Annotated in this window: 13 protein-coding genes; 6 read left to right on the top strand and 7 right to left on the bottom strand. The window is 70.3% G+C overall.

What is annotated here, in order from left to right; genetic code table 11:
* Window positions 1-255 precede the first annotated feature (255 nt).
* A complete protein-coding gene (locus AC07RV_RS04945) occupies window positions 256-663 on the top strand; it encodes a hypothetical protein (protein WP_093347152.1) in 408 nt (135 codons plus the stop codon).
* Window positions 656-1,123 carry a YybH family protein gene (locus AC07RV_RS04950; RefSeq protein WP_093347148.1) on the top strand — a complete coding sequence of 156 codons (468 nt, stop codon included), beginning with the start codon at window positions 656-658 and terminating at the stop codon, window positions 1,121-1,123. Before AC07RV_RS04945 ends, AC07RV_RS04950 begins: the two co-directional genes overlap by 8 nt.
* Window positions 1,124-1,138: 15 nt before the next feature.
* On the opposite strand, the gene AC07RV_RS04955 is transcribed toward AC07RV_RS04950, so the two are convergent.
* Window positions 1,139-3,433, bottom strand: a complete 2,295-nt coding sequence (locus AC07RV_RS04955; protein WP_296785866.1) for a TonB-dependent receptor — start codon at window positions 3,431-3,433, stop codon at window positions 1,139-1,141.
* Window positions 3,434-3,747: 314 nt separating this feature from the next.
* On the opposite strand from AC07RV_RS04955, the gene AC07RV_RS04960 reads away from it, so the two are divergent.
* Both AC07RV_RS04960 and AC07RV_RS04965 read left to right on the top strand, forming a co-directional pair.
* Window positions 3,748-4,644, top strand: a complete 897-nt coding sequence (locus AC07RV_RS04960) for a LysR family transcriptional regulator (protein WP_057594162.1) — start codon at window positions 3,748-3,750, stop codon at window positions 4,642-4,644.
* Entirely contained in the window at window positions 4,641-5,621 is a 981-nt protein-coding gene (locus AC07RV_RS04965) for a tripartite tricarboxylate transporter substrate-binding protein (protein ID WP_296785869.1), read from the top strand. Before AC07RV_RS04960 ends, AC07RV_RS04965 begins: the two co-directional genes overlap by 4 nt.
* Window positions 5,622-5,654: 33 nt before the next feature.
* Here AC07RV_RS04965 and AC07RV_RS04970 read toward each other — a convergent pair whose 3' ends face one another.
* Window positions 5,655-5,945, bottom strand: coding sequence for a DUF1330 domain-containing protein (locus tag AC07RV_RS04970; RefSeq protein ID WP_093347137.1), 291 nt, complete (start codon window positions 5,943-5,945; stop codon window positions 5,655-5,657).
* Window positions 5,946-6,135: 190 nt separating this feature from the next.
* Between AC07RV_RS04970 and AC07RV_RS04975 the strand changes: the two genes are divergently transcribed.
* Window positions 6,136-6,915 (top strand): glycerophosphodiester phosphodiesterase, encoded by a 780-nt coding sequence (locus AC07RV_RS04975; protein WP_296785872.1) that lies wholly within the window; start codon window positions 6,136-6,138, stop codon window positions 6,913-6,915.
* 13 nt (window positions 6,916-6,928) lie between these two features.
* On the opposite strand, the gene AC07RV_RS04980 is transcribed toward AC07RV_RS04975, so the two are convergent.
* The 5 genes from AC07RV_RS04980 to AC07RV_RS05000 all read right to left on the bottom strand — a co-directional run bounded on the left by AC07RV_RS04980 (window position 6,929) and on the right by AC07RV_RS05000 (window position 13,121).
* Entirely contained in the window at window positions 6,929-8,524 is a 1,596-nt protein-coding gene (locus AC07RV_RS04980) for an acyl-CoA synthetase (protein WP_444814001.1), read from the bottom strand.
* Complete coding sequence (locus tag AC07RV_RS04985) at window positions 8,521-9,696, bottom strand: acetyl-CoA acetyltransferase (protein WP_208509615.1); 1,176 nt, start codon at window positions 9,694-9,696, stop codon at window positions 8,521-8,523. The genes AC07RV_RS04980 and AC07RV_RS04985 overlap by 4 nt, the downstream gene beginning before the upstream one ends.
* Window positions 9,697-9,728: 32 nt before the next feature.
* On the bottom strand, window positions 9,729-10,967 hold the full coding sequence (locus AC07RV_RS04990; RefSeq protein ID WP_296785876.1) for an MFS transporter: 1,239 nt from the start codon (window positions 10,965-10,967) through the stop codon (window positions 9,729-9,731).
* Window positions 10,968-10,971: 4 nt separating this feature from the next.
* Entirely contained in the window at window positions 10,972-12,150 is a 1,179-nt protein-coding gene (locus AC07RV_RS04995; RefSeq protein WP_296785879.1) for an alpha/beta hydrolase family protein, read from the bottom strand.
* An 89-nt stretch (window positions 12,151-12,239) separates the two neighbouring features.
* On the bottom strand, window positions 12,240-13,121 hold the full coding sequence (locus AC07RV_RS05000; RefSeq protein ID WP_296785880.1) for a DMT family transporter: 882 nt from the start codon (window positions 13,119-13,121) through the stop codon (window positions 12,240-12,242).
* 95 nt (window positions 13,122-13,216) lie between these two features.
* Between AC07RV_RS05000 and AC07RV_RS05005 the strand changes: the two genes are divergently transcribed.
* On the top strand, window positions 13,217-14,068 hold the full coding sequence (locus AC07RV_RS05005; protein WP_296785885.1) for a LysR substrate-binding domain-containing protein: 852 nt from the start codon (window positions 13,217-13,219) through the stop codon (window positions 14,066-14,068).
* Window positions 14,069-14,204: the final 136 nt, after the last annotated feature.

Consider the following 14,204-nt stretch of genomic DNA (forward strand, 5'->3'; position numbering starts at 1 on the left):
GTGGAGTGGGCGCAGAGATTAGTTGTGAAAGCCCTGCGTCAGAAGACGACCAACGGTTAAAACGTTCGTCGCAGGTGAGCGCATGAATCGCGTCGCGGGCCCTGCCCGGGACCCTCGCCGACACTGGCGTCGCGGCACGAAAGCCGCGTGTTTTCATCGCATGCGGACGTCGATCGCGATGCATCGTGATCCCTTGCGCGCGCGCGCCGCGTCGATAACATCGCCGGCTTCTTTGAATGGAGGCAAGGGACAGCGATGTTGCTGACGACATGGATCCTCGCCGGCGCGCGGGCCTCGGCCATGGCCGCGGCCCTGCTGCTCGCACAGCACGCGGTGGCCGGCCACGACGCGGTCGACCCCGCGCTGCGGCGCTTCACGGCCAAGGTGACCGGCGTGGGCCAGGCCGGCAAGGCGGGCCGCATCGCCACCTTGCGCTTCGAACCGATCGGCCCGGGCATGGTGGCGCCCCAGCGCAACGAGATGCGCGGCTGGCGGCTCACCTTCATCCGCGGCAAGATGTTCGGCCGCACCCTGTGGCTCAAGAGCAATACGCCCGACGAGCTCACGGTGCGCGCCACCGATCCCTCGATGGAAGGCGTGAACGCCGGCGACATCGTCATCATCGAATTGATCGACCCCAAGCTGGTCGACCCCCATGCGTAGGCTGCTGCTCGCCGCCGCGAGCCTGGTCCTGGCCGCCGCAGCGGGAGCGCAGACCGTGAAGCTGCCGGCCGACGCGGTCGACGGCTTCCACGCCGCGCTCAAGCGCAAGGACACGGGCGGCGCGCTCTCCTACCTCGACCGTTCATTGGTGGTGTTCGAGTTCGGCGTCACCGACCCGACGATCGAGGCCTATGCGCTGAGCCACCTGCCGGGCGACATCGACATGGCGGCCGTGTCCACCTGGACCCTGCAGGCGCGCCGCCTCGGCGGCAGCGGCAACGAGCGCTGGGTGCTCAGCACCTACCACGTGACGGGCAAGCTGCCCGACGGCAAGCCCATCGACCAGGTGATGCAGGAAACGGCGATCGTGCGCCGTGCCGGCGACAGCTTCCGCATCGTCCACCTGCACTGGTCGAGCGACAAGCTCTGGGCGCAGCCGCCGCGGCCCGCCGCGCCCTGAGCGCAGCGCGGCCCCTCACAGGTCGAAGCGCAGTTCGGCCGTGTAGGTGCGTTGCGGGTACGGGTGGAAGTTCCAGTAGCGGTCGTTGTTCGCGTTGTCGATGCCGAAGGCCGCCGACCACTGCTTGTCGATCTGGTAGCGGATGCGCAGGTCCACCGTGAAGTAGCGGCTCGCGCCGAAGTAGGCGAAGGCGTTGACGTCGCTGTTGTCGAGGTTCGAGTACTGCCGGCCGCTGTAGCGCGCGGCGACCGTGAAGGCCCAGCGCGCATCGGGCTTGTAGGTGGCGTAGGCCGTGGCGCGCCAGCGCGGCACGCGTGGCTGCCATTTGCCCACCGCCGCCGGAAAGGCCGCGTCGGCCACCGTCTTCGAATCGGCATAGGTCAGGCTGCCGCCGAGATCGAGGCCCTGGATGCCGACGTCCTGCCCGGTGTAGGCAAGCTCCACGCCGGTGGTGCGCATCCGGTCGACGTTCTGCACGCGCGAGACGGTCGAGTTCGGGATCAACTGGCTGTAGAGCGCGTTCTTCGTGGTCTCGTGGAACAGCGTGGCGCGCAGCAGGCCGTTGCCCAGGTCCTGTTCGGCCGTGAGTTCGCCGGTCCACGACTTCTCGGGTTTGAGGTTCGGGTCGTTGACGAACGAGAGCGCGCCGCCCGAGGTCGCGCCATAGAGTTCGCCCACCGTCGGATAGCGCACCGCGCGGCCCACCGAGGCCTTGATCACCGTCGAAGGCGCGAGGTGGTAGGCCAGGGCGGCCTTGGGCGAGAGGTCGGACTCGCTGCGCGAGGCATAGGGCTGCGCACTCGTGGCCGTGGCGGTGAAGCCGTCCGTGGCCTTCCACTTCTCGTAGCGCAGCCCGAGCACGGTCTTCCATCGCGGCGCGAAGGACCACGCGTCCTGCGCCCAGGCACTGAGCGTCTGGCTGCGCCCTCCCACCTGGCTCACGGGCGTGAACGCGGGGCCGTCCTGCCAGTCGCCGAGCACGTTGGTCTTGGCGATGACGAGCTTGTAGGCATCGCGGCCGACACCGAAGTCGACCACGTGCGCGCCGCCCACGCCCTGCGGGCGCCAGGTGCCCTTGGCCGCGAGCGTGTTCCAGCCGGTGCCGCCCTGGTCCTGCAAGGTGCCGGCACCGCCGAGGGCCGCCAGCGGCAGCGCGACCGTGGGCGAGCGCTGCGTGTCCTTGGCGTAGTCGTAGAGGCTGGCGGCCACCTCCCAGTCGAAGGCACCCTGGGTGTTGCTCTTGACGGACAGCCCGTGCATGAAGTGCGTGGCACGGTCCTCGGTCCACGGAAAGGCCGTGGGCGCGAGCGTGAAGCTGCGCCCGCCGATGTTGACCGGCCCGCTGTAGACCGGCTGGCCGCGTGCATCGACGAGATAGCTCTCGCTCTGCCCGCTGCCCGCGTTCTGCCACCAGCCGAGCGTGTAGCTCGCGCGCAGCGTGGGCGAGATGTCGTAGGCCAGCTTGAGCTTGGCGTGGTCCTGCACGGTGCGGTACTGCGTGCCCGCGCCGAGGATCAGCCACGGGGCGTTGGTGGTGTTGAGGCCCGGCACCGCGCCGAACACCGGCGTTCCCGCGCCGCCGGCCACGGTGGAGGCCAGCGTCGCCGTGGTGAAGGTCAGCGGCTGCCCCTGGCTGTCGGTTCGGTTGACGTCGATCCACCAGGACCAGTCGCCGCTGCGGCTGCCCAGCGAGGCGCTGGTCTGCCAGCCGTTGAAGCTCTTCTTCGTGCGGTAAAGCTCGTTGGGCTGCGAGGAGAAGCCCGCCTTCACATGGGCCTCGAGCCTGTCGGGCATGCGCGTCACGTAGTCGACCACCGCGCCCGCCGAGTTGCCCGGGTACGCGGCCGAGAACGGACCGTACATCACGTCGACCCGCTCGATCTCCTCGGCCGTGACCAGGCCCCAGCGCGGCGCGAAGTTGGTGCCGTTGGCGATGCCGTTGCCCAGGTAGTTCGACAGCAGGATGCCGTCGGCGTAGACGGCCGAGCGCGCGCTGTTGCCGGTGCCCGAGGCGCGCGTGGAAAGGATCGCGTGGTTGTAGTCGCCGATGTAGCGCTTGCGCACCAGCAGGCTCGGCAGGTACTTGAGCGCGTCCTCGCTGTCGGTGGCGTTCACGCGCGTCTCGATCTCGGCGCGCGTCACGCCCTCGATGGTGGTGGGTATCTGCGTGGGCAGCGAACTCGGCCGGGCGCCGGTGACCGTGACGATGCCGAGCGACCTGGCGCGCTCGGGCGCGTCCTGGGCCATGGCATCGGTTGCAACGCAGGGAAAGGCCGCGACCAGCGCGAGCGACAGGAGGGACCTGTTCATGAAGGCCTGGCGCGATCTGTAGCGGGAAGTCGCATGTCTCTGTTCTTGTTCGGATGCGCCGGCGCCGCGGCGCGAAAGCGGCAGAGGTTAGTCGCGGCCCGTGGCGCCCCGGAAGGACATCGGCGGTTAACTCGTTCACCAAAGGTGGGCACATGCCATCGGTTCCCGATGCACCGCGAACGCCGCAAACCCGCATGGATGCTGGCGTTTCCCTCGTTGCGGCGCATGCAGCACACGCCCGCGGCCGCGCTGCGCCCCGGGAACGCTTGCCGGATAATCCGGCCGATCACAACGACAACGAGACACGAGACAAAGTGCGCGAGGCCCACCTCCGAGATCTGATAGCCGTCATCGAAACCGGCAGCGTTCGATCCGCCGCGCGCAAGCTCGGCCTTGCGCAGGCGGCCGTCAGCAAGAACCTCACCGCGCTCGAGAAGTCGCTGGGCGTGCCGCTGCTGGTGCGTTCAGCGCGCGGCGTCGAGCCCACCGAGTTCGGCCGCATCGTGCTGCGCCGCGCGCGCGTGATCGATGCCGAGCTGCGCCATCTGCAGGAGGAGCTCGAGAGCGCCGGCGGCGAGGGCCGCAAGCTGATCACGGTGGGCCTGTCGGCCACGGCCGAGGCCATGCTGCTGCCGACGGCGGTGGCGCGCTTTCGCGAGCACACGCCGAACGCGCTGATCAGCGTGCTCGGCGGCCGCTCGTCGTCGACCATCGCGGCGCTGCGCGAAGCCAGGATCGACTTCGCGGTCGGCCCATTGCCCACCGACCAGAGCCTGTCCGACCTGCACACCGAGCAGCTGTGCAGCTCCGACATGGGCATCGTCGTGCGCGCGGGCCACCCGGCCGCCGATGCGCGCGACCTGGCCGCGCTGGTGCCCTATGGCTGGCTCTACAGCGTGCAGCAGTCGGGCGGGCCGATGATCGTCACGCTGATGACCCGGCAGGGCCTGCCGGCGCCGACGCTGGTGGCGCATTGCGATTCCTCGAGCGCGCTGGTGTCGATGCTGCTGCAGAGCGACCTCGTCACGCTCAACAGCCTGGGCGGCCTGGAGCCCTTGCGCGAACGCGGGCTGCTCAAGGTCCTGCCCATCAAGCTCGATCTGCCGCCGGCCGTGCAGCACCTCGTGACGCCGACGAAGCGGCCGCTGACCCCCTCGGCCGCGGCGCTGGCCGACGAGTTCCGGCGCGCCTCGCGCAGGCTGCGGCGGTGAACGGCAACACGCTGGCGACGCGGCGCGCTCTGCTCGCCGCCATCGCGTGCGCCGGCCTGTCCGGCCACCACGCACTGGCCGCCAACGACACGGGCCGGCCCCTGCGCATGATCGTGCCGCAGGCCCCGGGCGGCGCCGCCGACTTCATGGCACGGCTGATCGCCCGGGAGCTGCCGAGCGTGCTCGATCGGCCGGTGGTGGTCGACAACCGTGCGGGCGGCGGCATGATCGTCGGCACGCAGGCCGTGGCCATGGCCGCGCCCGACGGCAACACCATCGGCATGGTGTTCTCGCCGCATGCCGCCAACGAGGCGATGCGCCAGCAGATGCCCTACGACGCGCTCGACGATTTCGAGCCCCTGTGCCTCGGCGGCCATTCGATCGTCGTGCTGGTCACGCAGCCGGGCTTCGCCGCGCGCGACGTGGCCCAGTTGATCGCACTGGCAAGGCGCACCGATCCGCCGCTGCAGTACGCGTCGCTGGGCATCGGCTCCGTGTCGCACCTGGCCGGCGAGCTGCTCGCCATCGAGGCCGACGTGACGCTCGAGCACGTGCCCTACAACGGCAGCGCGCAGATCTACCGCGCGCTGCTCAACGGCGATCTGCCGCTGGCCTTCGTCACCCTGGAGAGCGCGCTGCCGCACCTGCAGTCGCAGCGCCTGCGCGCACTGGGCATCACCAGCGCGCAGCGGGCCGCGTCCTATCCGCAGCTGCCCGCGATCGCGGAGTCGCTGCCCGGCTTCGAGCTGATCGGCTTCTATGGTTTCGTGGCACCGGCGCACACGCCGCCAGTGCAGGTCGAGGCGCTGAGCAGCGCACTCGCCCGGACCCTGCAGACCCCGCAGGTGCACGACCGGCTGGCGGCCGGCGGGGTCGAGGTTTCGGTCGCGCCGCCGGCGGCCTTCGCCGCCTTCCTGCGCCAGCAGGTCGACAAGTACACGGCGCTGTCCAGGCGCACGGGGATCACGCTGGACTGAAGCGGGCCCCGGTCCGGCCCGCTCCCGCTTCGCTCAGGTGCCTTCGATGATCCGCAGATCGCGCTCGGCGCCGTCGCCCAGCGCGACCAGCGCGGCCTGGTAGTCGGGGCTGTCGTGGGTGGCCGTCGCCTGCGCCACGCTGTCGAACTCGATCAGCACGGTGCGTTCGGCCAGGCCGTACTCGTAGGTCTTGGCGGGCAGCCCGCGTGCCAGGAAACGCCCGCCGCCCGCGGCGATGGCCGGACCGGCCAGCTTCGCGTAGGCCGCGAGTTTGTCGGCGTCCTTGACGGCACGGTATGCACTGACCCAATAGGCTTTTGCCATGTTGATTTCTCTGTAGTTGCCAAAGGCTTTCAATATAGCGGGGCAAGGCGCCTCGCGCCTCGGCCCGGCCGCAAGCCACCTACACTGCACCGGCCAATCCGCTGGCCCGCATCGCACTCCCTCCACTTTCCGCCCGCGAGGTTCCATGGCTGGTGCAACTGCTCTATGGCGCCGGTGGCGATGGCTGCTGGTGCCGCTCTTCCTGTTCGGCCTCCTGCTGTCGCTGAGCGACCTGCTCTACCGGCAGGCGGCGGCACGGGCATCGGCCTTCGTCTTTGCCTCCTGCCAGAAGGTCTGGGCCCATCGCGGCCATGCGGCCACCGGTGGCGAGAACAGCCTGCGGGCCGTGGCGGAGGCCTTCAGGCGCGGCGCGGCCGGCGTGGAGATCGACGTGCTCTTCGACCCCGAGCTCGACGACTTCGTGGTCTCGCACGACCGGCCCTACACCCTGTTCGACGGCCGGCCGCTGCGGCTGGAAGCGGTGCTGTCGAGCGCCCCGCGCAACGGCCTCTTCTGGCTCGATGCGAAGGATCTGCGAAAGCTCTCGCCCTGGACCGCCCACCAGGCGACGCACCGGCTCAGCGCGCTGCTCGAGCGCTACGGCCTCACCGAGCGCGCGTTCGTGGAATCGAGCCAGCCGCTGTACCTGTCCTGGCTGGCCGACCAGGGCGTGCACACCAGCTATGCCATCAGCCCCAACGACCGCAAGTACGGCGCGCCGCTGTACCGGCTGCATGCGGCCTTCATGAAGCTGGCCTATGCGTTCGTGGGGGCCGATGCCTTCTCGATGAACGCCGCGCGCTACACGCCGATCACGGCCGCCACCTTCGGCGAGGCCGCGATCCTGCTGTCGACGGTCAACGATGCCGGGCTGCTGCGGCACCTGTCGGCGCTGCCCGAGGTGAAGGTCGTCCTGACGGACGAGGACCACTACGCCGTCACGGCCTGCGCCGATCGCCCGCGCCGATGACCGTGGCCACGCGCTACGGGAGTGCGATCTCCCCGCGCTCGACCAGCAGTTGCCGGATGTCCTTCTTCGCGATCTTCCCGTAGCCCGACTTCGGCAGCGCTTCCCAGAAGAACACGTGGTGCGGCCAGCGGTAGCGCGCGCAGCGCCCGTCGAGGTGCGCGATCAGCGCATCGCAGTCGACCTGCGCGCCCTCGCGCCGCACCACCACGGCCACGCCGACCTCGCCCCACTTGGGATCGGGCACGCCGAGCACCGCCACCTCGGCCACCGCGGGATGGGTGAGCAGCACCTCTTCGACCTCGCGCGGATAGACGTTGGAGCCGCCCGAGATGTACATGTCGGACTCGCGGCCGGTGATGTAGAGCAGGCCGCGCGCATCGAGCCGGCCGAGGTCGCCGGTGTGGAACCAGCCGCCGCGCAGCGCCTTGCGCGTGGCCTCCTCGTTGCCGTGGTAGCCCGCGAAGACGGCGGGGCCGCGCACGCAGATCTCGCCGACCTCGCCCGTGGGCAGGCGCCGCAGCTCGGCATCGAGGATCGCCACCTCCATGCCGGTGCGCGCGCGGCCGCACGAGCCGATGTTGGCGTTCGGATCCTCGTCGTCGGCCGAATGCATGGCGGCCGGCAGCACCGTGATGTTGCCCGTGACCTCGCCGAGCCCGAAGTACTGCACCAGCACCTTGCCGAGCTTCTTCAGCGCGAGCTTCTGGTCGGCGCGGTACATCGGCGCGCCCGCGTAGATCACATGGCGCAGCGAACTGTGGTCGTAGCGGTCGACCGCCGGATGCTCGACCAGCATCTTGACGATGGTCGGCACGGTGAAGAGGTTGCTGACGCGGTGCTTCTGCACCGAGGCCCAGAAGGCCTCAGGGTCGAGCTTCTCGCTGGCTGGCAGCACGGTGGCCGCGCCGCGCGCCACGTTGAGCAGCGCATGGATGCCCGCGCCGTGCGACAGTGGCGCGACCGCGATCGAGCGGTCGTTCTCGGTCGTGCCCGGGATCAGGTCGGCCAGGTGGTTGGCGACCACGAAGGCCATCTGCCCGTGCGTGAGCACGCCGGCCTTGGGGCGGCCGGTGGTGCCCGAGGTGTAGAAGAACCACAGCGGGTCCTCGCGGTCGACGGTCTCGTGTTCGGACTGCGATGCGTCGTGCGCCTCATGCGCGCGCAGCAGCGCCTCGTACGAATGCTCGCCCTCGCGCGCGCGGCCGATCGCGACCACGTGCCCGAGCGCCGGCGAGGCCGCGCGCACCGCGTCGGTGTGGCCGGGGAAGATGTCCTCCACGATCATCGCGACCGCGCCGCTTGACGCGCCGAGGTAGGCCACCTCGGGGGGAGTGAGCCGGAAATTGGTCGGCACCCAGACGCAGCCGAGGCGGAACGCGACCCAGCAGCTCTCGAACATCTGCAGGTTGTTGCGCGACTGCACGAGGATGCGGTCGCCCTTCTTCAATCCGAGCGCGCGCAGCGCCGCGGTCATCGCGGCCACGCGCGCCTCGATCTCGCCCCAGGTCCAGCTGCGGCCGCCCTCCTGGATGAGGCCCGGCCGCTCGGCAAAGAGCGCGGCCGTCTGCGTGAGCAGCCGGCCCAGGTTCATCGCTTGCGCCGCACTCACGAGGCCGGCTCCAGGATGCTGAGGTAGCTGGCCACCGCCGAGCCGCCCATGTTGAACACCGCGCCCATGCGCGTGCGCTCGACCTGCATGCCACCGGCCGTGCCCGAAAGCTGCATCGCGGCCATCACGTGCTGCGACACGCCGGTGGCGCCGATCGGATGGCCCTTGGACTTGAGCCCGCCCGAAGGATTGACCGGCAGCCGCCCGTCCTTGCGCGTCACGCCGTCGAGGATCACGCGCGCGCCCTCGCCGTGTGGCGCGAGCCCCATGGCCTCGTACTCGAGCAGCTCGGCGATGGTGAAGCAGTCGTGCGTCTCGACGAAGCCCAGGTCGTCGAGCGAGGCGCCGGCCGAGGCCAGGCCCTTCTTCCAGGCCATGGCCGCGCCCTCGAACTGCGTCGGGTCGCGCCGCGACATCGGCAGAAAGTCGTTGACGTGCGTGCGCGAGCGCCAGCGCACCGCCGGCACCCTGGCGCCCGCGAGCGGCTCGGTCGACAGCACCAGCGCGGCCGCGCCGTCGGACACCAGCGAGCAGTCGGAACGCTTGAGCGGACCCGACACGAAGGGGTTCTTGTCCGAGGGCGTGCGGCAGAAGTCGAAGCCGAAGTCGCGCCGCATGTGGGCATAGGGGTTGTGCATGCCGTTGGCGTGGTTCTTGGCCGCGATGGCCGCGAGCGCGTCCGACTGGTCACCGAAGCGCTCGAAGTAGTTGCTCGCGATGCCGCCGAAGATGCCCGCGAAACCGGCCGGGTCGGCGCCCTCCTCCTTCACGTACGAGCACTTGATCAGCGTGGCCGCCACCTCGGGCGTGCGCAGGCCGTTCATGCGCTCCATGCCGATCACCAGCGTGCGCTTCATGCGGCCCGCGGCCATGGCGTCGAGCGCGGCCCAGATCGCGGCCGAGCCGGTGGCGCAGGCGTTCTCGCAGCGCACGGCCGGCGTGTGGCGGAACTCGGGCATGGCCACCGCGGGCAGCGAGGCCGTGAAGTCCTGGCCGACGAAGCCGGCGTTGAAGTGGCCCACGAAGATGCCGTCGATGTCCTCGGCCGCCACGCCCGCGCTGTCGAGCGCGGGTTGCACGGCGTCGCGGATGAGCTGCTCGAGCTCGGCGTTGTCGAGCTTGCCGAAGGGCGTGTGGCCCCAGCCGACGATGTAGGCGTTGTCGTTGCGCATGATGTCTCCTGGAAGGGGGTGAGAAGCGGGATTCAGGGCACGGCGGGCCGCGCGGGCACGGGCCGGCCATGACGTTGTACCAAGGTCAGCGCGATCGTGCCGGCCGCGGCCGCGAGCACGCCCGTGGTGAGCGACAGCACGGCGGCGCTGCCGCCGCGGTACATCAGGCCCATCCAGCCGCCGCAGAGGAAGGCCGCGCCCGCGAAGATGAAGCCGCCGAGCGCCGAGGCCGCGCCGGCCTGCAGCGGGAACGGCGTGGCCATGCCGACGTGGCCGCAGGGCTGGTGGATGCCGTAGGCCAGCAGCATCAGCCACAGGCCCGCCGTGAGCGTGCCGGCCGTGTGCGCGCCGGCGAGTTGCGGCACCACCAGCACCAGCGCCGCCAGCAGCGACAGGAAGCCCGCGCGCCGCACCGAGGTCACGATGCCGTGCGCCGCGATCCAGCGCCGGCACAGCATGGTGCCCGCGAGGTAGGTGACCGAGGCACCGCCGATCACCAGCCCGAAGCCCACGCGCGAGACGCCGAAGGTCTCGATGAAGAGGTAGGCCGAGCTAGAGAAGAAGCCGAAGTTGGCCGCGTAGCCGAAGGCGTTGAGCAGGGTCCACGACTGGAAGGCCGGATCGCGCGCGATGCGCGCATAGCCCGCGAGCAGCGGGCCGAGGCGCAGCGCATCGGGCTTGAGCGAGCGCGCGGTCTCGGGCACGCGCGCGAGCACCAGCAGCGCGCCGGCCAGGCCGCACAACGCCATCGACCACAGCGTGGCGCGCCAGCCCAGGGTCTGGGCCAGCAGCGCGCCGGTCACGGGGATCAGCATCGTCAGGCAGGCCAGCACCGACATCGCCACCGTCATCACGTGCGTGCCGTGCTGCTGCTCGAACAGGTCGCGCACGATCGCGCGCCCGCACACCATGCAGGCCGCGATGCCCAGGCCCTGCGCCGCGCGCGCGGCGATCAGCACCTCGATGTTCGGCGCCATCGCACCCACCGCGGCGCCCACCGCGTACAGCAGGAAGCCCGCCACCAGCACCGGCCGGCGGCCGAAGCGGTCGGAGGCCGGACCCCACAGCAGCTGGCTCAATCCGAAGCTGAACACCAGCACCGCGAGCGTGAGCTGCACCACGCCCACGCGCGCCGCGTACTCGTTGCGGATCGCGGGCAGCGCCGCGAGGTAGAGGTCGGTGCCCAGCGGCTGGACCGCGGTCGAGAGCGTGACCACGCCGACGACCAGCGCCGGCCCCATCGCCGCGACGGCGGCCGCGCCGGTCTTCACGGACTCAGCGCTCGAGCAGGTCGCGCTCCTGCAGCCAGCCGCGGATCAGCGCCGTGGCTTCCTGCAGCAGCTCGGGCTGGCCGGCGTAGTAGTGGGTCGCGCCCTTCACCACGCGAAAGAGCTTGTCGGGCGAGGCCGCGGCCTCGAACAGCATCTTGGGATGCGTGGTCGGCACCGCGTCGTCGGCGCTGTTCTCGATCACCAGCAGCGGCACGCGGATGCGGCGCGCGCCTTCGAGCCCGTTGCCGCAGGAGTCGTCGAGCGACCATTGCGACAGCCAGCTGCGCAAGGTGGTGAAGCGCGCGAGCCCGACCGGCCCGGAGTTCACCGTTTCGGGATTGCCCATGTAGCACCAGCGCGGCCGGCGGTCGTTGGGGTCGAGCGTGGGATCGAGAAAGCGCGGATCGGCCAGCGTGCGGTGCACGAGGAAGGGCCGCTCCATCTCGCCGGTGTTGCGTGCCTTGAGCTCGGCCAGCTTCGCCCGGGCCCAGGCCGTGATGCGGCGCATGCGATCGAGCTGCGCCACGCGGTAGCGCTGGATGTAGGCCGGCGAATACGGCGGCTGGTTCGGGTTGCGCGGGTCGTAGATGTCGAGCTCGACGTCGCGGTCGTCGGGGTTCAGCTCGTCCTTCACCGAGGGATCGATGGTCTCGGCCAGCAGGTGCGCGCGCGAGAGGTGCGCGGCCTGGTAGATCACCGCGTCGGCCGGGACCAGTCCCTTGCCCTTGAGATCGACCGCATCGCCGGCCGGCGTGTGCGTGATGCGCGGGTCCTCGGCCTCGGCCTGATAGCTCACCGCCAGCGCCCCGCCGCCCGACCAGCCCACCAGCACCACGTGGCGATAGCCCCAGACCTGCTTCGCATGGCGGATGTAGGCGCTCAGGTCGAGGAACACCTTTTCCATGATCAGCGCCGTGTCGTTGCGCTGGTAGCGGCTGCCCGCGCACAGCACGTGCGCGCCGGTGGCCGCCATCGCGCGCGGCACCGGCAGCAGCTGCAGCGTCGACGCGGGATGCATGAAGACCATCAGCGTGTCGGACGCCTGGCCCTCGGGCCGGAAGCGGATCGCCTCGAGGTTCACCGCGCCCTGGTTGCCGGAGAAGCCGTAGGTCTCGGTGAAGGCGGCGTGCTCGTCGTACTGGAGGTGCACCCACTCGGTCTGGACGGTGAAGGACTCGGTCATGAGGGGAATGTAGGACCGGGCGGGGGGGGATGGCAGTCCCCCGGTGGAGGTACATGAGCCCGGCCTTCCTGGCCGAGTGCGCAATCGGCCTACCCGCGCGAAGCCCCTGTCGCCGCAATCACGATCCCCGCCAGCACGGCCAGCAGCCCCGCGACGAGGTTCCACCGCAGCGGCTCCGCCAGCAGCCAGGCGCCCACCAGGCCCGCCGCCACCGGATTGACCGTCACCGAGATCGCCACGCGCGTGGGCGTGGTGCGGCCCAGTGCAAAAGCCCAGAGGAAGAAGACGATCGCACCGCCGAACACGCCGAGGTAGGCGATGGCCAGCCACTGGGCCGTGCCGAAGGACACCACGGGCGCGAAGCTGCCGCCCTGCCAGGCGATGCCCGTGAGGCACAGCGCGCCGACCGCCATCGCCACGGCGGTGAAGGTCAATGGCCCCGAACGGCGGATCAGCGGACGCGAGCCCACGCTGTAGAACGCCATGCACAGCGCGGCCGCGAGCATCAGCAGGTCGCCGCGCCAGGCATCGGGCGGCGCGGTGCGCAGCCCCGACAGCAGCGCCAGCCCCACGCCCGCCATCGCGACCAGCACGCCGATCGTCTTGCGCCGCGTGAAGGGCTCGACGCGCAGCACGCCCGCCACGGCCATGGTGAGCAGCGGCAGTGCGGACAGCGCCAGCGCGCCGCGCGCGGCGGTCGTGTGGTGCAGCGAGGCATTGAAGAGCAGCGGGAACAGACCGAAGAACAGCAGCCCCAGCCCGGCCGCCGCCGGCCAGTCGCGTGGCGCGGGCCACGACTCGCCGGAACGCAGCAGCGCCATCGGCAGCAAGAGGCAGAAGCCGATGCCGAAGCGGAAGGCACCGAGCGCCACCGGATCGATGACGCCCGCGACATAGCGCGTTGCGCCCACCGCCGCGCCGCCCAGCGCACTGGACAGCATCGCGGCCGCGATGCCCAAGAGTTCTCCCACGCCCGTGCTCCCTTGTCGATGAAGTGACAGCAGCGTAGGCAGCCCTCTATCATCAATCAATGGAATTTATTTGGTCACTCTGATCAACAAATCGAATGAGCATCCCTACGCTCGACCCCGAGCTGCTGAAGGCCTTCGTGGCCGTGGCCGACCACCGTTCGTTCACGCGCGCGGCAACGGCGCTGAACCGCACGCAGTCGGCCGTGAGCATGCAGATCAAGCGGCTCGAGGAGCGGCTGGGCACCGAGCTCTTTCACCGCACCAAGGTCAACGTCGAGCTGAGCCTCGCGGGCGAGGGGCTGCTCGGTTATGCGCGCCGCATCCTGCTGCTCAACGACGAGGCGGTGGGCCATCTGCAGCAGCACAAGATCGAGGGCCGCGTGCGGCTCGGCGTCATGGACGACTACGGCAGCTTCGTCGTGCCGCCGGTGCTCGCCAGCTTCGTGGCCGCGTATCCGCGCATCCACATCGAGATGGAGACCGGCCTGACGGCGCGCATGCCCGAGCGACTGGGCGAGGACTTCGACCTCGTGATCGCGATGCATCCCGAAGGCCAGGGCGGCGGCGAGCTGCTGCGGCGCGAACAGGCGGTCTGGGCCACCGCCGTTTCCCATTCGGTGGAATCGCAGGACCCGCTGCCGATTGCGCTGTATCCGCAGGGCTGCCTGTTCCGCCAATGGGCGACCGAGGCGCTCGATGCGTCGGGGCGACCATGGCGACTGGCTTTCGTGAGCCACAGCCTCGCGGCCGTGGAATCCATTGTGGCGCAGGGACTGGCGGTGACGGTGGTGAAGTCGGGCACCTTTCCACCGACGCTGCGGGCGCTGTCGGAACGCGATGGCATGCCGCGGTTGCCTGGGGCGGATATACGGCTGCATCGGGCGGCGGGTCTGCCGCGGGCGGCTGGGTTGTTGGCGGATCACATCGTGGGGGCTATTGGGCTCTGACTGGTGCGATCAGTTGGCAGCCATTGCGAATAGCGAGGACGGGAGGTCTTTCTCCATCCAGAGCAATGTCGCGAGCGCGCAAGACGCCAGTCGATCCCGCCCTGCAACCGGAAACGTTCAACCAAGGACCTGTCCC

The organism is Variovorax sp. GW821-FHT09B01 (genome assembly GCF_059418345.1).